Origin of the sequence: Acidaminococcus hominis (genome assembly GCF_022484025.1) — a bacterium.
In the GTDB taxonomy this organism is placed as follows: domain Bacteria; phylum Bacillota; class Negativicutes; order Acidaminococcales; family Acidaminococcaceae; genus Acidaminococcus; species Acidaminococcus hominis.
The window spans coordinates 805,582-828,287 of the sequence record NZ_JAKVMG010000001.1 but is presented as its reverse complement, the minus strand read 5'-3'; the positions used below and the strand labels follow the sequence as shown (position 1 = coordinate 828,287).

19 protein-coding genes are annotated in these 22,706 nt (G+C 54.9%); all 19 read left to right on the top strand.

Annotated features, from left to right (window positions below; all coding sequences use genetic code 11):
• Window positions 1–24: 24 nt before the first annotated feature.
• The 19 genes from alaS to LKE88_RS03385 all read left to right on the top strand — a co-directional run bounded on the left by alaS (window position 25) and on the right by LKE88_RS03385 (window position 22,677).
• Complete coding sequence (alaS, locus tag LKE88_RS03475; protein WP_276802768.1) at window positions 25–2,652, top strand: alanine--tRNA ligase; 2,628 nt, start codon at window positions 25–27, stop codon at window positions 2,650–2,652.
• A 13-nt stretch (window positions 2,653–2,665) separates the two neighbouring features.
• Window positions 2,666–3,196 carry a TetR-like C-terminal domain-containing protein gene (locus tag LKE88_RS03470; RefSeq protein WP_105325386.1) on the top strand — a complete coding sequence of 177 codons (531 nt, stop codon included), beginning with the start codon at window positions 2,666–2,668 and terminating at the stop codon, window positions 3,194–3,196.
• Window positions 3,197–3,357: 161 nt separating this feature from the next.
• On the top strand, window positions 3,358–3,621 hold the full coding sequence (locus LKE88_RS03465) for an IreB family regulatory phosphoprotein (protein ID WP_105325387.1): 264 nt from the start codon (window positions 3,358–3,360) through the stop codon (window positions 3,619–3,621).
• Entirely contained in the window at window positions 3,618–4,037 is a 420-nt protein-coding gene (ruvX, locus tag LKE88_RS03460; protein WP_105325388.1) for a Holliday junction resolvase RuvX, read from the top strand. Before LKE88_RS03465 ends, ruvX begins: the two co-directional genes overlap by 4 nt.
• A 1-nt stretch (window position 4,038) precedes the next feature.
• Entirely contained in the window at window positions 4,039–4,353 is a 315-nt protein-coding gene (locus LKE88_RS03455; protein WP_118286986.1) for a DUF1292 domain-containing protein, read from the top strand.
• Between the two features lie 16 nt (window positions 4,354–4,369).
• A complete protein-coding gene (gene mltG, locus LKE88_RS03450; RefSeq protein ID WP_105325390.1) occupies window positions 4,370–5,386 on the top strand; it encodes an endolytic transglycosylase MltG in 1,017 nt (338 codons plus the stop codon).
• Window positions 5,383–6,615 (top strand): peptidase U32 family protein, encoded by a 1,233-nt coding sequence (locus LKE88_RS03445; protein WP_105325391.1) that lies wholly within the window; start codon window positions 5,383–5,385, stop codon window positions 6,613–6,615. Before mltG ends, LKE88_RS03445 begins: the two co-directional genes overlap by 4 nt.
• 106 nt (window positions 6,616–6,721) lie before the next feature.
• On the top strand, window positions 6,722–7,771 hold the full coding sequence (locus LKE88_RS03440) for an aminopeptidase P family protein (protein ID WP_270441007.1): 1,050 nt from the start codon (window positions 6,722–6,724) through the stop codon (window positions 7,769–7,771).
• A gap of 35 nt (window positions 7,772–7,806) precedes the next feature.
• Window positions 7,807–8,364: an elongation factor P gene (gene efp, locus LKE88_RS03435; protein ID WP_105325393.1), complete on the top strand. Its 558-nt coding sequence runs from the start codon at window positions 7,807–7,809 to the stop codon at window positions 8,362–8,364.
• Between the two features lie 58 nt (window positions 8,365–8,422).
• Complete coding sequence (locus tag LKE88_RS03430) at window positions 8,423–9,031, top strand: histidine phosphatase family protein (protein ID WP_105325394.1); 609 nt, start codon at window positions 8,423–8,425, stop codon at window positions 9,029–9,031.
• Window positions 9,032–9,119: 88 nt separating this feature from the next.
• On the top strand, window positions 9,120–10,019 hold the full coding sequence (locus tag LKE88_RS03425; protein ID WP_231086309.1) for a DUF2156 domain-containing protein: 900 nt from the start codon (window positions 9,120–9,122) through the stop codon (window positions 10,017–10,019).
• Window positions 10,020–10,041: 22 nt separating this feature from the next.
• Complete coding sequence (locus tag LKE88_RS03420) at window positions 10,042–11,223, top strand: GNAT family N-acetyltransferase (RefSeq protein ID WP_105325395.1); 1,182 nt, start codon at window positions 10,042–10,044, stop codon at window positions 11,221–11,223.
• An 18-nt stretch (window positions 11,224–11,241) separates the two neighbouring features.
• Window positions 11,242–15,015: a phosphoribosylformylglycinamidine synthase gene (locus tag LKE88_RS03415; protein WP_105325396.1), complete on the top strand. Its 3,774-nt coding sequence runs from the start codon at window positions 11,242–11,244 to the stop codon at window positions 15,013–15,015.
• Window positions 15,016–15,096: 81 nt separating this feature from the next.
• Window positions 15,097–18,024 (top strand): insulinase family protein, encoded by a 2,928-nt coding sequence (locus LKE88_RS03410; RefSeq protein WP_276802763.1) that lies wholly within the window; start codon window positions 15,097–15,099, stop codon window positions 18,022–18,024.
• A 170-nt stretch (window positions 18,025–18,194) separates the two neighbouring features.
• The gene (locus LKE88_RS03405) at window positions 18,195–19,109 is read left to right on the top strand and encodes a LysR family transcriptional regulator (RefSeq protein WP_199614657.1); all 915 of its coding nucleotides are present in this window, start codon (window positions 18,195–18,197) and stop codon (window positions 19,107–19,109) included.
• Window positions 19,110–19,213: 104 nt separating this feature from the next.
• Window positions 19,214–20,311: an alpha/beta hydrolase gene (locus LKE88_RS03400; protein ID WP_105325398.1), complete on the top strand. Its 1,098-nt coding sequence runs from the start codon at window positions 19,214–19,216 to the stop codon at window positions 20,309–20,311.
• Window positions 20,308–20,943, top strand: a complete 636-nt coding sequence (locus tag LKE88_RS03395; RefSeq protein WP_105325399.1) for a flavodoxin family protein — start codon at window positions 20,308–20,310, stop codon at window positions 20,941–20,943. The genes LKE88_RS03400 and LKE88_RS03395 overlap by 4 nt, the downstream gene beginning before the upstream one ends.
• Before the next feature lie 12 nt (window positions 20,944–20,955).
• Window positions 20,956–21,576 carry a flavodoxin gene (locus LKE88_RS03390; RefSeq protein WP_105325400.1) on the top strand — a complete coding sequence of 207 codons (621 nt, stop codon included), beginning with the start codon at window positions 20,956–20,958 and terminating at the stop codon, window positions 21,574–21,576.
• An 87-nt stretch (window positions 21,577–21,663) separates the two neighbouring features.
• Window positions 21,664–22,677 carry an aldo/keto reductase gene (locus LKE88_RS03385; RefSeq protein WP_118286984.1) on the top strand — a complete coding sequence of 338 codons (1,014 nt, stop codon included), beginning with the start codon at window positions 21,664–21,666 and terminating at the stop codon, window positions 22,675–22,677.
• The last annotated feature ends 29 nt before the right edge of the window (window positions 22,678–22,706 follow it).

The window sequence follows — 22,706 nt, the reverse complement described above, 5'->3', positions numbered from 1 at the left end:
GACGATTGGGAGAGAATAAATTTCATGAAATATTTATCTGGTAACGAAATTCGACAAAAATATCTGGACTTTTTTGCGGCCCGGGGGCATCTGGTTCTGCCCAGCGCCTCTTTGATTCCTCACGATGACCCGTCCCTGCTGCTGATTGGTGCCGGCATGGCTCCGTTTAAGCCTTTCTTTACGGGCAAGCAGAAACCGCCTTCTCCGCGGATTACCACCTGCCAAAAGTGCGTGCGTACCGGGGATATTGAAAACGTGGGTCATACGGCTCGGCACCATACGTATTTTGAAATGCTGGGCAACTTCTCCTTTGGGGACTATTTCAAGAAGGAAGTGATTCCCTGGGCTTGGGAATTTCTGACCAAGGAATTGGAACTGCCGGCTGATAAGCTGTGGGTTACCATTTATCCCAAGGATGATGAAGCGTATGATATTTGGCATAATGTAGTGGGTGTGCCCGATGAACGGATTGTCCGCCTGGAAGAAAACTTCTGGGAAATCGGCACTGGCGGCCCCTGCGGTCCTGACTCCGAAATTCATATCGACCTGGGTGCGGACCGGGGCTGCGGCAGACCGGATTGTGGTCCTGACTGCGACTGCGGCCGTTTCCTGGAACTGTGGAACCTGGTATTTACCCAGTTCAACAAGAACGAGGACGGCAGCTACACGCCGCTGCAGCATAAGAATATTGATACCGGTGCTGGTCTGGAACGGCTGGCTTCCGTATTGCAGGGCAAACCGTCCAACTTTGAGACGGACCTGATTTTCCCGATTATTGAATACGCCTGCAAGGTGTCCGGCAAGACCTACAATGCAGATCCCAAGGATGATGTTTCCCTGAAGGTCATTGCCGACCATGCCAGAAGCGTTACCTTTATGGTCAGCGATGGCATCCTGCCCTCCAACGAGGGCCGGGGCTACGTGCTGCGCCGGGTACTGCGCCGGGCCATTCGTCACGGCCGTCTACTGGGCATCACCAAGAAGTTCTTGGTAGGGGCAGCCGACCTGGTTATCGATATGTACGGTGACCACTATACGGAACTGCGGGAAAAGAAGTCCTATATTGAAAAAGTCATCGACATGGAAGAAAGCTCCTTTATGCAAACCCTGGAACAGGGCACCAATCTGCTGAACGAAAAGATTGCAGAAATGAAAGCCCAGCATTCCACCGTACTGAAGGGGACAGATGCCTTTAAGCTGTACGATACCTTTGGGTTCCCCTGGGAACTGACGGCAGAAATCCTGGAAGAACAGGGCTACACCATGGACGAGGAAGGCTTTGACGCCGCCATGGCGGAACAGAAGGAAAGAGCCCGTTCTGCCCGGAACGACAAAGCCGGCCGTCCGGTGCTGTACAACACCCGGGGCCTGGACCTGGGCAAACTGACGGTACAGGAAGACAGCAAGGACGGGGTTATCAAAGCCATTTTCCCGGCTTACGATACCAATCCTATTGAAAAGGGTGAACAGGGCGATGAACTGGCCCTGATCCTGGACAACACGGCTTTCCACGCAGAAGGGGGCGGCCAGCTGGGAGATACCGGCCGGCTGGTATCCGATGCAGGCATTTTTGATGTAACCGACACCAAGAAACTGCCGGATGGCACTACGGTGCAAATTGGTACCGTGGCCGACGGCACCCTGAAGCTGGGGGACGCTGTCCGTTTTGAAGTGAACCTGAAGAGACGGGCGGACATTGCCCGGAACCATACGGCCACCCATTTGCTCCACGCAGCCCTGAAACAGGTGCTGGGCAGCCATGTAAACCAGGCTGGCAGCTATGTGGGCCCGGACCGTCTGCGTTTTGACTTCTCCCACTTCTCTCCTGTAACGGAAGAAGAACTGCTGCAGGTGGAAGATATTGTCAACGAGAAGATTCTGGATGCCGTGGATGTGGAAATCACGGAACAGGAATTGAAGAAAGCCAAGGAAATGGGTGCTATGGCCCTGTTTGGCGAAAAGTATGGCGACATTGTCCGGGTAGTCAATGTACCGGGCTACAGCATGGAACTGTGCGGCGGCGTACACGTTTCCAATACGGCCCATATCGGCCTGTTCAAGATTCTGTCCGAATCCAGCGTGGGTGCTGGGGTACGGAGAATCGAAGCTGTTACCGGCCGGGGCGCTTTGGCCTACACCCGGGAAATGGAAGAATTAATCGGTGATGCTTCTGCTGTTGTGAAGGCTAGACCCAATACCCTGGTCAGCCGGATTGAAGCCCTTCAGGATGAACTGAAGGCAGAGAAGCACAAGGGCGAAGAGCTGGAACGGAAGATGGTGGCTGCGGCTGCTGAAAACGTAACGGCTTCTGCCAAGGACGTAAAGGGTGTGCCGGTGCTGGTACAGGAAGTTAAGACCCAGGACGTGGACAGCCTGCGTCAAATGGGGGATACCCTCCGGGATAAGGTTGGCGGCGTTGTGGTCCTGGCTGCTCCGGTAGCGGCCGACAAGGTCAACGTGCTGGTTATGGCTACCAAGGATGCCGTGAAGAAGGGCGTCCATGCTGGCAAAATCGCCAAAGGGGTTGCCCAGGTTATGGGCGGCAACGGCGGCGGCCGTCCGGATATGGCCCAAGCCGGCGGCAAGGATGCTTCCAAAGTACAGGAAGCACTGGACAAGGCCTGGGGACTGGTTGAAGAACTGATTCACTAAGAAGGTGCTGGATATGGATTCAAAAGTCAAATTGGGTAATGCCATTCATGATCTTTTGGAAGAAAAGGAATTGGACAAGATTACCCGGGAGGAAATCCTCCAAAAAGCTGGTGTAAGCGAAGCGGAGTTCGAAAAGTATTTCCACTCCAACGTTGAATTGGCCCACTGGGAATATCTTCACATCCTGTCCCTGCACGGGAAGGAAATCCTGGGTGCCAGCTGCTGGTCCGAAGCTTTGTACCGGAAATTTTTGGTGTATGATCTGCATTTGAAGTTTCTCCAGAATTTGTATAAAAGCAAGGATGTGGAAGCCATCCGGGTCACCAATCGGCGCTTTGTGCGGGATGCTTACAACATGATGCTGCGCAAGGCCGGGGCAGATCTGGATAATCCCCATATCCAATTCGCCGTGGAAATGGTGGTTGTCGGCGGCGAGGAAATTACCATGCGGTGGGTTATGGAAGGCATGAAGGTGCCTATCGAAGTCATGCTGGTATTGTTCCAGGAATCCATTCCACTTTGTATCAGTCAATATTTCTATTAAGAACGGGGAGTTTTGCCCCCGCAGGTGCAGGAAGCAGCGGGCGGCCGGGGAGAATTTGTACCAGCTGCCGCTGCCTGCGGGTAAGACGGAGTGTTGCTTTTTGGTGACACTCCCGTTTTGCTACCTGCATGCTGCACGCAAAACCTGAGGAGGGATTAACAATGTCTCAAACAACGCAAGAAACTACTATGTTTAAACCGGTTCCGGAGTCCAAGTCCGTGGCGGAAACCATTCTGGAGGTGGCGGCTGCCTTAAAGGAAAAGGGCTACAATCCCATTGACCAGCTGGCCGGCTACCTGCTCAGCGGGGATCCTGCCTATGTGACCAGCTACAAGGATGCCCGGCTGAAGATTCGCCGGTTTGAACGGTATGAATTGATTGAAGCCCTGCTCCAGGCCTATTTGCAGGAACAAACCGGCAAATGAGGATCATGGGGCTGGACCTGGGAACAAAAACCATTGGCGTAGCAGTCAGTGATGAAACGGGCTTCATTGCCCGGGGGATTGAAACCATCCACCGACGGAGCCTGGAAAAAGATTTAGAACGTCTGGCCGAGCTGGTACAGGCGGAAGACGTGGGGGCGTTTGTACTGGGCTACCCCAAAAATATGAACGGTACAGTAGGAGAGCGGGCCAAAGCCAGCGAAGCTTTTGCCGAGATACTGAAAGAACGGTTTCCCAGCCTTCCCGTAACCTTATGGGATGAGCGCCTTTCTACAGTGGCAGCTGAAAAAGTATTGATTCAGGCTGATCTCCAGAGAAAAAAACGCAAGAAAATCATTGATATGATGGCCGCGGTAGTGATACTGCAAAATTATCTGGATAGCCAAAGGAGGCTGTAACATGGAAGACAAGCGGGATTTAATCGACACGGAAGACCAGGAACCCATTGTTGTCATTACCGATGAGGAAGGCAACGAAACCTATTACCTTGAGGAAATGGTGATTCCGGTAAACAACAAGAACTTTGCCATTCTGACCCAGATTCCTGAAGACGAAAACAGCGAGGACGAGGAAGAAGCGGAAGACAACTGCATCATCGCCCGCATTGAATTTGACGAAAACGGCGATCCGACCTACCTGGATCCCACCGATGAAGAGTTCGACCTGGTGGCGGAAGCCTATAACCAGATGATGGACGACCTGGAAAAAGAATAAAAAGGAACTGATCCGGATGTTTAAGAAATTTGTGCCGATTGTGGCGGCGCTTCTATTGGCTTCCCTTTTTGGCGTGTATTGGTATTTCAACTATTTCAACAATAACGCCGCCTTGGCTACGGGGCAGAAGGTGCAGTTTACCGTAACCCAGGGAATGACCACTTCGGAAATCGCCACCATGCTCCATAAGCTGCGGCTGATCAATACCCCGGAATCTTTCCGCCTGGCGGCCAAGTTCCGTGGACTGGACAGTCACTTGCAGGCCGGCAACTACGAAGTGGTGGCTGGGATGTCGGATAAGGAAATCATTGAGATCCTGTCCAAAGGGAAAGTCCGCTACAACAAATTCACCGTTCCGGAAGCAACCACCATCAACCAGATTGCCGCCAAACTCCAGGAAGAGCATCTGGGCAGTGCAGACGCCTTTAAGGCCGCTGCCAAGAATTACACCCCCTATGAATATATGGAGACCAACAACCCCGATGTAGTCTACAAGGCGGAGGGCTTTGTATGTCCGTCCACCTACTACCTGCCGGAAAACGCCAGCGAAAAGGATATCCTCACCATGATGGTCCGGGAATTCAACAAGGAGCTGACGCCGGAAGTACGGGAAGACATCAAAAACAGCAAGATGCCGCTGCGGAGCATTGTGAACCTGGCGGCCATGGTGGAGGAGGAAGCCACCTTCAAGGAAGAGATGCCCCTGATTGCCGGGGTATTCCTGAAGCGCCTCCAGATGGGGATGCCCATCCAGTCCGACACCACCATCCAATATATTCTGGGGTCCCAAAAGAAGGAAATCACCTTTGAGGACCTGAAAATCGAATCCCCTTATAACACCTATCTTCATAAGGGACTGCCGCCGGGACCCATTGCCAATCCCAGCCTGGAAGCCATTGAGGCGGTGCTCCATCCGGTGAAGACCGATTATCTGTACTTTGTGGCGGATAAGCAGGGTCACCATCATTTCACTCGGACTTATGAGGAACATTTGGAAATGATCAAGAAGATTAATGGAGAAGCAGCACAGTGAGTAAACCAGAATTATTGGCTCCTGCCGGGAGCCTGGAAAAAGGAAAAATAGCATTGCTCTACGGGGCAGATGCCATCTATCTGGGCGGTAAAGCCTTTGGCCTGCGAGCATTCGCGGCCAATTTTTCTTTGGAGGAAATCCGGGAAATGACGGCCTTCGCCCACAAGCTGGGGCGGAAGGTGTACGTCACCGTGAACATCGTGCCCCACGATGAGGACCTGCCGGGGCTGCCCCAGTACCTGAAGGACCTGGAGGACGCCCAGGTGGACGGCCTTCTGATTTCCGACCTGGGGGTCTGGGCCATTGCCCGGAAAACCGTGGACCAAAGCAAGGTGGAGCTCCACGTCAGCACCCAGGCCAACGTCACCAACTCTGCCGCCGCCAAGGCCTGGGAAGACCTGGGGGCGGATCGGGTGGTTCTGGCCCGGGAATTGTCCATTCCGGAAATTGCCCAAATCCACCAGAACGTCAAGGCGGACCTGGAAGTGTTTGTGCACGGCGCCATGTGCATTTCCCATTCCGGCCGCTGCCTGTTGAGCAACTACTTTACCGGCCGGGACAGCAACCGGGGGGCCTGTGCCCAGGTGTGCCGCTGGGAATTCAGCCTGGTGGAAAAGAACCGGCCGGGACAGGCTTTTGACATTGCGGAAGATGAGCGGGGTACCTACATTATGAATTCCAAGGACCTGTGCCTCATTGACCACCTGCCGGAGCTTATGGCGGCCGGGGTCCGGAGCCTGAAGATTGAAGGCCGGATGAAGAGCATCCACTACGTGGCCTCGGTGGTCAGCGTCTACCGGAAGGCCATTGACGCCTGCTACGCAGACCCGGAGCATTATCAGGTGCAGGAAGCCTGGCGGCAGGAACTGGAGAAAATGTCCCACCGGCCCTACACCACGGGCTTTGCCCTGGGGCAGCCGGGACCGGAGGACCAGGTATACAGCACGTCTTCCTATGAACAGACTGCAGATTTTGTGGGCCTCATTCAGGGCTATGACCCGGAAACGGGCCGGGTGACTATTGAACAGCGGAACCATGTGAAGGAAGGAGAGCGTTTGGAAATCCTGAATCCGGACGGGGAAATCTTTGCCTGGACGGTAACGGAAATGCAAAACGACCAGGGAGAACCCATTACGGCAGCTCCCCACGCCCAGATGATTTACACTGCCAAAGGGGATTCCCGGATGGAACCCTGGTCCCTGGTTCGGCGGCTCAAGGAAAAAAACTAAGAACTCTCGGAGAAATACTTGATTTTACCGGGCTTTTAAGAGTAAAATAGATTGGTCAGACTTGTCTATAACAACTACAACTATCTTTTGACAGGGAGACGATAGAATGAGCGCACTGGAAAAATTACGTTCCTTTCTGGAACAGCAGCAGGTAACGGACATTTTTATCAAGGGAGATTCCTCCATCCGGTACTTTACCGGCTTTACCGGCGGTGAAAGCCTTCTCTATGTGGACGGTAAGCGTCAGGTACTGATTACGGATTCCCGCTATACGCTGCAAGCCAGCCAGCAGGCTCCGGAATGTGAAATTATGGAGCACAAGCATGGCTTCTGGCCGGAAGCGGCCAAGCTGGTACAGAAGGGCTGCCTGGCCCTGGACGGGGATTACTTCTCCTACACCCAGCAGCAGGAGCTGGCCAAGGCACTGCCGGAGGTCACCTGGAAAAGCGTGAACCTGGTAGGCCTGCGTGCCGTAAAAACTCCGGAAGAACTGAAAATCATCCGTAAGGCCATTGCCATTTCCGATGAAGCCTTTATGCAGCTTTTGCCCCATATCAAAGTGGGTCGGGCCGAATGTGACCTGGCTGCAGAGCTGGAATACAACATGCGGAAACTGGGGGCTGCAAAAACTTCTTTTGACACCATTGTGGCTTCAGGCAAACGGAGCGCACTGCCCCATGGGGTAGCGTCCAGCAAGCTGGTGGAAACAGGAGATTTTGTCACCTTCGACTTTGGCTGCATCTATGAGGGCTACTGCTCCGATATCACCCGCACGGTGGTCATGGGCAAGGCAGCTCCCTGGCAAAAGGAAATCTATAACATCGTCCTGGAAGCCCAGCTCCTGGGTGAAAAGGTGCTGCGGCCCGGTCTTACCGGTGCCAGCGTTGACCAGACGGTGCGGGACTACATTACGGAAAAGGGCTATGGGCAGTATTTTGGCCACGGCCTGGGCCATGGTGTAGGCCTGGATATCCACGAGAAACCGGTACTGAACAAGTCCAATTTGGAACCGCTGCCGGTGAATGCCATCGTTACCGATGAGCCGGGCATCTACCTGCCGGATAAAGGCGGCGTACGCATTGAGGATACCGTACTGGTAACCGAGAACGGCTGTGAACCTCTCACTTCCGTTCGCAAAGATCTGTTAGAACTTTAAAATACTATAAACGAAAATTTTTGGAGGTTGTACTTATGATTTCTACTAACGATTTTAAAACTGGCGTAACTGTTGAAATTGACGGCGATGCATGGCAGGTCGTTGAATTCCAGCATGTAAAACCGGGTAAAGGCGCTGCTTTCGTACGGGCTAAAATGCGCAACCTGTGCACCGGCGCTGTGGTTGAGCGGACCTTCAACGCTGCTGAACGTCTGCAAAACGCCGTGGTTGAACGGAAAGAAATGCAATACCTGTACCAAGCTGATGAGAACTACGTTTTCATGGACAACGAAACCTACGAACAGCTGGAACTGAACAAGGATCAGCTGGGCAATGCCTTGAACTTCCTGAAAGAAAATATGGATGTTAAGGTTATTACTTTCAAGGATCGCGTCCTGGGCGTTGAACTGCCCAACACCGTAGAACTGACCGTAGTAGAAACCGAACCGGGCATCAAAGGCGATACCGCTACTGGCGGCAGCAAGAACGCCAAAATGGATACCGGCTATGTGGTTAAGGTTCCCCTGTTCATCAATGAAGGCGATGTGCTGAGAATTGATACCCGCAGCGGTGAATACATTGAAAGAGCATAAAAATCAGAAAACGAGCCTGCGACTTGGGCTCGTTTTTTTTACCATTTGAGGAATTCCTATGAAAACGATTTATTTGGTGCGTCATGGCGAAACCGAAGCCAACCGGCAGGGGGTGCTCCAGGGCTGGAACAACAATCCTTTGGACGCCGCCGGCCACAAGCAGGCAGAAGGCCTGGTGCTCCGGGCTTCCCGGGTGCCGTTGGAAACCATCTACGTTTCGGATCTCATCCGCACCCAGGAAACGGCGGCCCCTTTGGCCAGGGCTAGGGGAATGGAGCCGGTAATCCTGCCGGGACTACGGGAAATTTCCTTTGGCCGGTGGGAAGGGCTTACCTTCAGCCAGCTGCGCCGGGAGGAACCGGAACTTTTGGAATGCATCTTTATCACGCCCACCAAGGCCGATGTGGAGGCACCGGAAACCCTGGAGGCTTCCCAGGAGCGGGGCTGGGCGGCACTAACACAGATTACCCGGGACCTGGAGGAAGACAAGAACTGTCTGGTGGTCTGCCACGGGGCGCTGATTCGTCTGCTCCTGTGCCGGATTCTCAGTATGCCCATTGATGCCATGTGGCGGCTGTCCCTGGACAACACGGCGTCCTGCAAAGTGGTCTACACCCAGGAGTTTGGCTACCGGGTAGAAACCATGAATGCTTTAGGCTTTTTATAAGGGAATATTCGTATCTAAAATGCTTGGGTTTGCCCTTTGCCCCTTTACGGCATTTTTGCTATAATATCTTTATCTGTACAAATATAAGTTGGGAGAGATTTCTATTTTAGAATTTAAGCATATAAATATAGAGGATAAACCGATATTCGATGATTATTTTTCGGAAGAGGATTACCATGCTTCCGAATGCTGTTTCGGTTCCATCTTCATCTGGCGGGGGTGCTACGATACGTACTGGGCCATTTCCCATGGCTGCCTGCTGCTGAAGGTAACGGTAAACGGCAATACATTCATGCTGCCGCCTTTTGGCGGGGTCAGTGAAGATCTGCCCAAGGTACTGGATGCTCTGAAGGAATACTTCGGCGGCCCCTTTGAAATCCACGGGGTTTACGAACATACCCTGGAACGGTTCCAAAAGTACCTGCCAGAACTGACGGGCTTTGTGGAAGACCGGGATAACTGGGATTATGTGTATCTCCAGGAAAAACTGGCTACCCTGTCCGGCCGGAAATACCATCAAAAGAAGAACCATTACAACGCCTTTGTGAAGGAACATCCGGATTATGTCTATGAGACCATTACGGAAGCCAACAAGGACGAATGCATTGCTTTTGGCAAGGCCTGGTGCGCGGAGCGGGAGAAAACCGACCCGTCCATTGCCTGTGAATCCTGTGCCATTGAAGAAGGCCTGAACAACATGGAAAGACTGAACATTCGGGGCGGGCTGATCCGTCTGGATGGGCAGGTCAAAGCTTTCTCCTTTGGGGAAAAAGGCGGCCAGGATACGGCTGTCATCCATGTGGAAAAGGCGGACGCCGATATCCGGGGCCTGTTTACGGCCATCAACAAGGAATTTGTGGATCATGAATGGAAAGACGTGACCTACATCAACCGGGAAGAGGATATGGGCAAGGAAGGCCTGCGCAAGGCCAAAGAATCCTATAAACCGGAATTTATGGTGAAAAAGTACTCTACCAAAGTGCTGTAATCGTTGTAAAAGAGGGGCAATTATGGACTTTCGCTTGCTGAATCAGGAGACTCTGCCCCAGGCGGCGTCTCTTTGGGATTTTTGCTTTGAAAAGAAGGGAACACCTTTCTATGAATGGTACTTTTCCCAGTACTGTTTGAAGCAGAACCGGATTTTGGGCGGCTTTGACCAGGACAAACTGGTTACCATGCTCCACCTGAATCCCTACGAACTGCTGGTCCGGGACCGGGCCTGGAAGGTGCCCTACATTGTAGGGGTGGCTACAGAACCGGCCTTTCGGGGCAATCATGTGATGGGCCAGCTGATGGACACGGCCTTTACCATGCTCCGGGCCCTGAAGGTGCCCTTTGTAATCCTGATGCCCATTTACGCCGGCATCTACCAGCCCTATGGGTTCCAATACACCCATCTGCGCAAGGAATACAAGTTGCCGCTAGCAGGGCTTGAACCTGCCCGGACCTTGCTTCCCAGCTTTACGGCGGAGCGGGTGGACACCCTGGGGGCGGAACCGCTCCTGGCACCGGTGTATGCCAAGACTATGGAAAGCTACCACGGCTACGTGCTGCGGTCGTCCCAGAACTGGCAGAACTTCCTTATTACGGCGGCCCAGGAAAACGTGGAAACGGTGGTGGTCCGGGAAAACGGCACGCCCCGGGGCTACGCCCTGTACAGCCGGGAAGGGACCACGGTGAAGGTACTGGAGGCCCTGGCCATCGACCCGCCGGCCAAGCTGCGGCTTCTGCAGTATTTTAAGGGTCTTGCCGGAACGTACCAGGAGCTGGAGTATCTGGCGCCCGGTGACGACCTGACCTATCTGACGCTGCCGGACCAGAGCCTGGCCCCCAAGCTGGCACCCTTTATGATGGGGCGGGTGATTGATGCTGCCGCCATCCTGAAAAAGCTAAGCGTTCCCAAGGAACTGGAAGGCCGGGAGTTCATCCTGGGCCTGAAGGACGAACAGATTGCTCTCAATACCTTGCTGGTCAAGGTGCAGCTTACGCCCCAGGGGGTGCAGCTGCTGAATACGGTGGAGGAGCCCAACGTGCTGATGGACGTGGGAACCTTTACCCAGCTGTTCTTTGGTACCTATTCTGTCCAAACCCTGCTCCAGGCAGGTATGCTTTTTGCTGCTGATGCTTCCGCTGAGGATACACTAGCCAAATTATTCCCACAGCAGAACAATTTCATAAACGAGTACTTTTAAGGGAGACTGGAGACTGTCATGAGCGAACAAATCAGAAGAATTTTTGTAGAAAAGAAAAAAGACTACGCTGTTGAAGCAGAAGGCCTTTTGGCTGACCTGCAGCAAACCTTGGGCCTGAAGAACCTGACCGGTCTCCGGGTCATCAACCGGTACGACCTGGAAGGTCTCAGCGATGCGGACTACCAGGCTGCCAAATCCCTGGTGCTCAGCGAAGCTCCGGTGGACACGGTCTGTGACGAAACCCTGGAAATTCCGGAAGGCGTCCACAGCTTTGCCCAGGAACTGCTCCCCGGCCAATACGACCAGCGGGAAGATTTCGCTGCCCAGTGCATCCAGCTGATTACCCAAGGCACCCGTCCCATTGTGGCCGCTGCCAAAGTGTTCCTGCTGGAAGGGGACCTGACCGAAGCCGATGTGGAGAAAATCAAACATTACTGCATCAACCCGGTGGAAGCCCAGGAAGCTGCCATTGAAAAACCGGAAACCCTGGATATGACCTGGGAAAAACCGGCTTCTGTAGCCATTCTCACGGGCTTTAGGGAAATGAGCCAGGAAGCTCTGGCAGATTTTCTGAAGAAGCAGGAACTGGCCATGAGCTTTGAAGACCTGGCCTACATCCAAACCTACTTCCAAAAGGAAAACCGGGATCCCTCCATTACGGAAATCAAGGTGCTGGATACCTATTGGTCCGACCACTGCCGTCATACCACCTTCGAAACCAAGCTGGAGAATGTGGAAATCACCGACGGGGTGTACACCGAAACGGTAGCCAAAGCCTTTGAACTGTACAAAAAAGACCGTGCCTTTGTGTACGGGGAAGACACCAAGCGGCCCATTACGCTGATGGATATGGCCTGCCTGGCTGCCAAGAAGCTGAAGAAGGAAGGCAAACTGGCCGACCTGGACGCTTCGGAAGAAATCAACGCCTGCAGTATTGTGGTCCCCATTGAAGTGGACGGCAAGAAGGAAGACTGGCTGGTGATGTTCAAGAACGAAACCCACAACCATCCCACCGAAATCGAACCCTTCGGCGGTGCTGCCACCTGTCTGGGCGGCGCCATCCGCGATCCTTTGAGCGGCCGCAGCTATGTATATCAGGCCATGCGTGTCACCGGTTCCGGCGACCCCCGCACTCCTTATGAAAAGACCCTGAAAGGCAAACTGCCCCAAAGAAAGATTACCCTGGGCGCAGCTGCCGGCTACAGCTCCTACGGCAACCAGATTGGTCTGGCCACCGGTTCTGTAGAAGAATATTACCATGAAAAATTCGTGGCCAAGCGCATGGAAGTGGGCGCCGTAATTGGTGCTGCTCCCCGGGATGCGGTAGTCCGGGAAAGACCGGCTGCCGGCGACCTGATTGTCCTGCTGGGCGGCCGTACCGGCCGTGACGGCATGGGCGGCGCTACTGGCTCCTCCAAGGAACATACCACTGCTTCCCTGAGCGAATGCGGGGCAGAGGTCCAAAAGGGCAATGCGCCTAACGAACGGAAAATCCAGCGGCTGTTCCGCAATCCGGAAGTAACCCGCCTGATCAAGCGCTGCAACGACTTTGGCGCCGGCGGTGTATCCGTAGCCATTGGCGAACTGGCTCCTGGCCTGGTCATCAACCTGGACAAGGTGCCCAAGAAGTATGAAGGCCTGGACGGCACCGAACTGGCTATTTCCGAATCCCAGGAAAGAATGGCTGTGGTTATTGCTGCCAAGGACCTGGACAAATTCCTCCATGCTGCTGACGTGGAAAATCTGGAAGCCACGGTGGTAGCTGAAGTGGCTGAAGATCCCCGGTTGGTTATGTACTGGAGAGGGGAAAAGATTGTTGACCTGTCCCGGGCTTTCCTGGACACCAACGGCATTCCCCAAAAACATAATGTCATTGTAGATGGGGTGGAAGAAACTTCTCCCTTTAACAATCCGCCTGCTGTGGTAGAAGGCAAGGATATCAAGGAAGCCTGGCTGGCCAACCTGGACCGGCTGAACGTGTGCAGTCAGGAAGGCCTGGGCGAACGGTTTGACGGCTCCATCGGCCGGGGCTCCGTGCTGATGCCCTATGGCGGCAAGAACCAGCTGACTCCTACCGAAGGCATGGCAGCCCGTCTGCCGGTGCTGGGGGGCAAGACCACTGCCACCTCCGTGATGGCTGCCGGCTATAACCCCAACGTGGCCTGCTGGAGCCCGTACCATGGCGCCATGTACGCCGTGGTGGAAGCAGTCTGCCGGGCTGCAGCCCTGGGTGCTGACCCTGCCAAGCTGCGGCTTTCCATGCAGGAATACTTCCCCAAACTGCATACCGAACATACCTGGGGCCGTCCCTTCAGTGCCCTCTTGGGTGCCTACGAAGCCTGCTGCGAACTGGAACTGCCGGCTATCGGCGGCAAGGACAGCATGTCCGGTACCTTTATGGACCTGGAAGTTCCGCCTTCCCTGATCTGCTTTGCAGTAGGGGTTATGGACGGCCGGGATACTATTTCCAACGAATTTAAGAAGGCCGGCCATACGGTGGTGTTCATCCCCGTTCCCTGCGACGAACACGAAGTGGTGGATTATGCTGCCCTGCGGACCCTGCTTGCCAACGTGCATAAGGGCATCCTGGGCAAGCGCATCATCACCGCCGGCGTAGTGAAGGAAGGCGGCGTAGCAGCCGGTATTTCCTCCATGTGCCTGGGCAACGGTTTGGGCTTCGAATTCGTGAAACCCTTTGTCCATGAAGAATGCCTGTTCACCTTGCAGCCCGGCGGCTTCCTGGTAGAACTGGAAGACGGCGCTGACGCTGACAAGGTATTTGCCGGCAATGACTTCCTGGTACTGGGTACCCTGACTGATGACGGCAAGGTGGCTGTCAACGGCACGGATATCTCCCTGGAAGACATCAAGAAAGCCTACACCCACACTTTGGAAAGTGTATTCCCCTCTGTGGTGAAGGATTCCGGCAAGGAAATTGTCCGGCTGGCTCCCTATGCCAACGACCTGCCTTTGACCGCTCCCTACAATGTGGCCAAACCCCGGGTATTCATCCCTGTATTCCCGGGCCTGAACTGCGAATACGATACGGCTGCCGCTTTTGAAGCAGCTGGGGCTGAGGCAGACATTTTCGTGCTGCGTAACCTGACTCCGGAAGCCATCAAGGAATCCGTGGAAGAAATGGCGAAACGCATGGCCCAGGCCCAAATCCTGGCCCTGCCCGGCGGTTTCTCCGCCAGTGACGAACCGGACGGCTCCGGCAAGTTCATTGCCACCGTATTCCGGAACCCCATTCTGACGGAAGCTGTAAACCAGCTGCTGGAAGAACGGGATGGCCTGATTCTGGGTATCTGCAACGGCTTCCAAGCCCTGATCAAACTGGGCCTGGTTCCCTACGGCAAGATTGTGCCCATGACGGAAACTTCTCCTACCCTGACCTTTAACACCATTGGCCGCCACATTTCCCGGATGGTCCAGACCAAGGTTGTTTCCAACAAATCTCCTTGGCTGTCCCTGACGGAACCGGGGGATACCTTCACCATTGCCATTTCCCACGGGGAAGGCCGGTTTGTGGCTACCGAGGAAGAAATCAAGGCCCTGGCCAAGAACGGCCAGATTGGCACCCAGTACGTGAACCTAAAGGGCGAGCCCACCATGGAAAGCCCGTACAACCCCAACGGTTCTATGTACGCCATTGAAAGCATTACCAGCCCTGACGGCCGCATTTTGGGCAAGATGGGTCATACCGAACGCTACACTGACGGCCTGATGAAGAACATCTATGGCAATAAGGTTCAGCCGATTTTCCTGGCTGGCGTGCAATACTTTAAATAAGGAATCACTATATGAGCAAAGGGGGAGTGTAGCAGGTGCCGCACTCCCTTTTTCTTAAATTGAGAAAAGGAGGCCCTACATATGGAATTACAGCTTCATTCCCATCTGCATGGGTTTACAGTAGAAAAAATCACGGCACTGCCGGACATTGACGCTACAGGGTACCAACTGGTCCATGAGGTCAGCGGCGCCCGGGTGTTTTATGTGGCCTGCGCGGACGACAACAAGGTATTTACCATTGGTTTCCGCACCCCCAGCCAGGATGACACGGGGGTAGCCCACATTACCGAGCACTCTGTGCTCTGCGGCAGCCGGAAGTACCGGCTGAAGGAACCCTTTGTGGAACTGGTGAAAGGTTCCCTGAATACGTTCCTGAACGCCATGACCTACTCCGATAAGACGGTGTACCCGGTGGCCAGCCGGAACGACAAGGATTTCCGCAACCTGGTGGATGTGTACCTGGATGCGGTGTTCTATCCCCTGACCAGCGAAAACCCCTTCACCCTGAAGCAGGAAGGCTGGCATTACGAGCTGGGCGAAGGGGAGGACAAGCCCCTGATCTACAACGGCGTGGTGTACAACGAAATGAAAGGGGTATACTCCTCCCCGGACGCCATCGAGGAGCACGAGGTGTGCAAGGCCCTGTTCCCGGATTCCCCCTACCGGTTTGAATCCGGCGGTCTGCCGGAAGCCATTCCGGAACTGACCCAGGAAGGGTTCATTGCCTTCCACAAGAAATACTACAGCCCGGAAAACTCCTATATCTACCTGTACGGCAATATGGATATTGAGGACTACCTGGCCTACCTGGATAAAGAGTATCTGAGCCATTTCCCCAAGAGCGGGACCCTGAAGGTGGAAATTCTCTTGCAGGCACCCTTTGACCAGACCAAGGAAGTCCAGGCTACTTACCCGGTAGCGGCAGGGGACCCCACGGAACATAAGACCTACCTGTCGCTGAATATCGTAACGGGCACGGCCCTGGACCAGAAACAGGTGATGGCCCTGCGGATTTTGGAACATGTGCTGCTGGAGGGCAACAACGCTCCCCTGCGGCTGGCGCTGCTCAAGGCCGGCATTGGCACGGACGTGTCCGGTTCCCTGAACGCTTCCCAGCTGCAGCCGGTATTCTCCGTGCAGGTCAGCGGCTCCGACCCGGAAAAGGAAGACGAGTTCGTGAAGGTGGTATACCATACCTTGCAGGAACTGACCCGGACCGGGATTCCCAAGGACCTTCTGACGGCGGAACTGAATTCCGAAGAATTCAAGCTGCGGGAAGCGGACTACAACATTTATCCCAAAGGCTTAATCTACGGCCTGGGCTGCATGGAATCCTGGCTGTACGGGGGAGACCCGGCAGCGTCCCTGCAATTCACCGAAGAATTGGATTATCTGCGCTCCCAGATGGACAAGCGCTATTATGAGGGCCTGATTGAAACGGTGCTCCTGGACAACACCCACAAAGTGCTCCTGACCCTTACCCCGGAACCGGGGAAGGAAGAAAAGGATGCTGCGGCCCAGAAGGAAAAAATGGCCCAGCTGAAGGCCAGCATGGACGAAAAGACCCTGGAAGGCTACGCCCAACTGGCGGACGAACTCCATGCCCGTCAGGAAGCTCCGGACTCTCCGGAAGCCCTGGCTACCATTCCTCTCCTGAAGCGCACGGACATTGTCCGGAAGGCCGAAGCGGAAGCCTATACCACGACCCAGGACGGGAAGCACCAGCACCTGTTCCTGCCGGCCTTTACCAACAAGATTGCCTATTTTGACTGGTGCTTTGACTGCACCGGTATCCCAGAAGAGCTGCTGTGCTACGGCTACCTGCTGACAGATGTGCTGGGCAAGGTGGACACCGATGACTATACCTACGAAGAACTGACCACCCTGTCCGATATTTATTTGGGCGGCCTGAACTTTGAGCTCAAGCCCTATGCCCAGTACAACAATACCAACTCTTACCGGAACGTGTTCAAGGTATCTGCCAAGGTACTGGAAAAGAACGAGGAAATGCTCTTTAAGATTCTTTCCAGCATTGCCCTGCGCAGCCATATTGGGGACAAGAAACGGCTGAAGGAAATTGTCAGCGAAGTGAAGACCGGCTGGGACAATGCGTTCTTTGCCCGGGGCATGACGGTTGCTGCCATGCGGCTGACCTCCTACTTCTCTAAGAGCGGCCGGAGCCTGGAGCACGACCAGCTGACCTATTACCAGTTCATCCAGGACCTGTGGGCCCACTTTGATGAACGGGCGGACGCTGTGGTGGAAAAACTCCAGCAGCTGGTACCGGCCTTCTTCCATCAGGACGAGCAGCTGGATTCCCTGTCCTGTGACGAGGACATGAAGACGGAAGCGGTGCAGCGCCTGGAAGCCTTTGTGGCCAGCCTGCCCCATTCCGCCTTTGCCGGAAAGCCCATGCCTGAGCTCCCTGCTGGGGAAACCAACGAAGGGGTGGTGACCTCCGGCAAGGTGCAGTACGTACTGGCCGGCGGCAACTACCGGGATCATGGCTACGACTACACGGGAGCCATGAAGGTACTGGAAACCATTCTGCGCTACGGCTACCTGTGGACCAAGGTCCGGGTCCAGGGCGGGGCCTACGGCGCCGGTGCCCGGTTTGACCGGAGCGGCGTGCTGTACTTGTCCTCCTACCGGGATCCCAACCTGGCAGAAACCCTGAAGACCTACCGGGATCTGCCGGCGTATCTGGAAAGCTTCGACGCAGACGCTCGGGAAATGACCAAGTACGTCATTGGGACGGTGAGCCTTTTGGATACGCCGCTGACCACGGCGATGCATCTGGAAAAGGCCATTGCGGCCTATATGACCGGTTTGCCTCAGGACGTGGTGCAAAAGGGCCGGGATCAGGTGATTGACTGCCAGGTGGCCGATATCCGGGCCCTGGCACCGGTGGTCAAGGATGTGCTCAGCGACGGCTACCTGTGCGTAGTGGGCGGCCAAAGCAAGATTGAAGACCATAAGGACTTGTTCCATAAGGTGGTCAAAGCGTAACTGCATAGCTAAATCAGCAGCAGGTTTTCCCCGCGGAAAGCCTGCTGCTTTGCATAAGGCGGAAGAAAAGTGAACATGGGGCAGGGCTGCCAGGGTATAGGCTGCCATGGTATAATAGTAGGAAATGCTGGGCGGGGAAGCTCCTGTCCAGAAGAAAGGAGGAGGGGCGTATGCTGATTAGTTCAGCGCTTGTCACTTTTGCGGCGGTGGCCCGGGCCGGAAGCTTTAATAAGGCGGCGGAAGAACTGAAAATCTCGCCCCCTGCCGTCCAAAAGCAGATTAACCTGCTGGAAGGGCAGCTGGGGCTCAGGCTTTTTATCCGGACCCACAGGGGTCTTAGGCTGACGGAAGCGGGTGCGTCCCTGGAGCGGGATGCCAGCCGCCTGCTGGACTATGCCCAGGAAGCGGTGGCACGGGCCCGGCTGGCGGAGGAGCAGCGGGAATATTTGCTGCGGCTGGGGACTTCGCCCATGACCCCTTCCCAGTTCCTCCTAAAGCTCTGGCCCAAGGTTCACCAGCTAAACCCCAAGCTCCAGGTTCAGCTGGTACCTTTTGAAAATACGCCGGAAAATGCAGTGCATATCCTGGAAAATCTGGGCCAGGACATTGACCTGGTGGCCGGGTATTCGGACCAGGGCCAGCAGGCGCTGTACAGCAAAACCCGGTTTCGGCAGCTGACCTGGGAACCCCTGCGCTGCGCTGTGGCCAGTACCCATCCTTTGGCAGCCAAGAAGCGGCTGACCCTGGAAGCTTTGTACGGCCAGCGGCTCTACGTGCTGCGCAGGAACAGCACGGTCTTTGATGACCTGAGACGGGAGCTCACGGAGCACCACCCGGCCATTGAACTGGTAGATTTTCCCTTTTACGATATGAAAATCTTCAACCGCTGCGTAGCGGAGCAGGCAGTGCTGGTGACCATTGACCCCTGGAGCAGCGTCCATCCCCTTTTGAAAACCCTGCCGGTGGACTGGGACTACACCATTCCCTATGGCATTCTCTACAGCCCCAGACCTTCCAAGGGGGTACGGGAATTCCTGGAGGCTTTGGACCAAATAGAGGAGGCTGGCAATGGGTTACAGCCCTAGGATAGTAGAAACTAAAAGTTAATAGCAGTAAACCAAGCGAGACTTCTCCGGAAGCCTCGCTTTTACTATACTGGGAATATAAGAAAAGAAGGGGAGGTAAAACAATGAAAGCGAAATATTTACCTTTATTTTGTGCGGCGGCCCTGTGGGCTTCTGCCAGTACGGGTTTTGCCTTTAGCCATCCGGTACTGCTCCAGGACCAGGGCAGCTTTTTTGCCGGCGGTACGGTAAAAACGGCTCCGGGCACCTATACCGGTGAGCTCCAAAGCCGGGCTGGAAATACCCTCCACGGGGATGCAGCCTACGCCTTTTACCAGATTCCAGTGAAGGCCCAGAAAAATGCCCTGGTGTTCCTGCACGGCGCTGGGCAGTCCGGCAAAACCTGGGAAACCACGCCGGATGGCCGGGACGGCTTCCAAAATATCTTTTTGGAACGGGGCTACAAGACCTATGTGGTGGACCAGCCCCGGCGGGGCAAAGCCGGCCAGTCCACGGTGCCTATGGCCCTTTCTGCCCAGCCCCAGGACCAGCTGTGGTACAACACCTTTCGCATAGGGGTGTATCCAAAGCCCTACGCCAATGCGGCGGTTCCCCGGGACAAGGAAGCGGAGGAGCAGTTCTTTTATCAGATGACCCCCAATACGGGCGCTTTTGATGCCAAGGTAATCAGTTCTGCCCTTGCGGCAGTGGTGGCCAAGGCGGGGCCTTCGGTGCTGGTCACCCATTCCCAGGGCGGCGGCCCAGGGTGGGACACGGCTATGGAGAGCCCACTAGTGAAGGGCGTAATCTCCTTTGAGCCGGGAACCTTCCCCTTCCCGGAAGGGCAAGTGCCGGCGGTGGAAAAAACTACCAGTCCCTTCCCGGCTGCCGGGTATGCGGTGCCCAGGGCGGAATTTCTAAAACTGACAAAGCTGCCCATTGCCGTGGTCTTTGGGGACAATATCCCCAGTGGGGACAAGCCGGTGGCCAACTGGGGCATGGACAACTGGCGGGTGCGGAAGAACCTGGCCGAAAAATGGGCGACGCTGGTTAACCAAAATGGCGGCCGGGCGGAAATCATTTCCCTGCCGGAACTGGGGCTTCGGGGCAACACCCACTTTGCCTTTGCCGACCTGAATAACCAAAAGGTGGCCCAGGTCATGGTACAGTGGCTGCAAAAAAATAAGCTGGCGGAAAGCCAAAACAGGAGGAACAAAAAATGAAGGTATTATTGGTAAACGGCAGTCCCCATCAAAAGGGCTGCACCTATACGGCGCTAAAGGAAGCGGCCAAAACCCTAAACACAGAGGGCGTGGAAACGGAATTCTTCTGGATTGGCAATGGCCCCCTTCATGGCTGCATTGCTTGTCACAAATGCAACACCTTGCATAGCTGTGTATTTGACGGTGACGGAGTAAATACGTTTTTGGACAAGGCCGCAGGGGCCGATGGCTTCCTGTTTGGCACACCCGTCCATTGGGCAGCAGCTGGCGGCGCCATTACGTCCTTTCTGGACAGGGCTTTTTATGCCGGGGCACGCCGGGAAAACAAACCTTTTTATCTGAAACCAGCAGCGGCGGTGATTTCTGCCCGCAGGGCCGGTACCACTGCTACCTATGATCAATTGAACAAGTACTTTGGGCTGATGCAGATGCCCATTATTTCCAGCCAGTATTGGAATATGGTCCACGGCCAGACCCCGGAAGATGTACTCCAGGACGCCGAGGGCTTGCAGACCATGCGGACGCTGGGCCGGAATATGGCTTATTTCCTAAAATGCCGGGAAGCGGCGGACGAGGCGGGAGTGGCTCTGCCGCAGCAGGAACCCCAGGTATTTACCAATTTTGTCCGCTAAAAGGAGAATAGCATGAAAAAAATTATTGTACTGTTTACGGCGCTGCTTCTGGCTCTGGGGGCTGCTGCCTGCGGCTCAGGGGAATCGCAGAAACCGACGGCGTCTGGGGCCAAAACGGAAAGCGCTGCCCCCAGCGTGAAGAAGGGCGGCAAGGTGCTGGTAGTGTATTTCTCCGGTACCGGGCATACCCGTTCTGTGGCCAAGACCATTGCGGAAGCGGTTCACGGGGACTTGTGGGAACTCCAGCCGGTCCAGCCCTATACGGAAGCGGACCTGAACTACCGGGATAAAAGCAGCCGGGTGGTAAAGGAACACGATAATCCCAGCCTTCAGGAGCAGGTGGCGCTTACCAATGCCAAACCGGCCAATTGGGATACGTACAGCACGGTCTTTATCGGCTATCCGATTTGGTGGCATTTGGCGGCCTGGCCAGTAAAAGGCTTTGTGAAAGCCAACGCTTTTTCCGGTAAAACGGTGATTCCCTTTGCTACTTCTGTGGAATCAGGAATGGGAGAAAGCGGCACCCAATTGCAGCAGCTGGCCGGTACCGGCACCTGGCTGGAAGGGAAACGCTTCCCCTCCAATGTGGCTGCCAAAGACGTTCAGGACTGGGTCTACAGCCTGGGCCTATAACGGTTGTTTGGGTATAATAGAAAGAAAAGCCCCTGGGTCCTGGTTGGAACCGGGGGCTTTGGACAAAGTAAGAAAAGAGAAACACCTATGGAGAAACGAAAATTGGGCAATCTGGAGGTATCTCCCATTGGCATGGGGTGCATGGGCTTTTCCCATGGCTACGGCCAAATCCCGGAGCGCAGCTACAGCATTGCTGCCATCCAGAAGGCTTATGCTTTTGGCTGCACCTTTTTTGATACGGCGGAAAGCTACGGTAAGGAGCTGTACTACCCCGGCCACAACGAAGAAATCGTAGGGGAGGCGGTGGAACCGTTTCGAAAGGACATTGTCCTGGCCACCAAGTTCCACCTGGGGGAAACGGAGGAGCTCCAGGGGAGCCTTTACAATACCATTCGGCTGCATTTGGACGCTTCCCTGAAGCGGCTGCGCACGGACTATGTGGACCTGTACTATCTGCACCGGATCAACGAACGGTTCCCGGTGGAAGAAATTGCCCAGGTGCTGGGGCAGCTCATTGACCAGGGGCTGATTCGGGGCTGGGGGCTGTCCCAGGTGCCGGCGGTAACGGTGGCTGCAGCCCACCAGGTAACGCCCCTGTCCGCGGTGCAGAACCTGTACAATATTCTGGAACGGGACTGCGAGAAGGAAATCTTCCCTTATACCCTGAAGCACCATATTGGGGTGGTGCCTTTTTCGCCCATTGCCAGCGGCTTTTTGTCCGGCAAGGTGACGGCAAAGACCCAGTTTCAGGGAGATGATGTGCGGAAGTTTGTGCCCCAGCTGTCCAAGGAAAACCTTTTGGCCAACCAGCCGATTCTGGATATTCTGAACCAGTTTGCCAAGGCAAAGGACGCCACTCCCGCCCAGATTTCCCTGGCGTGGATGCTCCACAAATATCCCAATGTGGTGCCCATTCCCGGGTCCAAGAACCAGGAGAGGATTTTGGAAAACCTGGGGGCCTGGAATGTGGAGCTGACGGACAGCGAATTTGCCCAGCTGGAAGGTGCCCTGGACCAGTGCCAGGTCCACGGACACCGGGGCATTGACGAATCCGAGCAGAGAAGCTTTGGCAAGCTTTGGGCCAAAAACTTTCAAAAATAAACAGGCAGGGCTGTTGGGTGCAGGGCCTG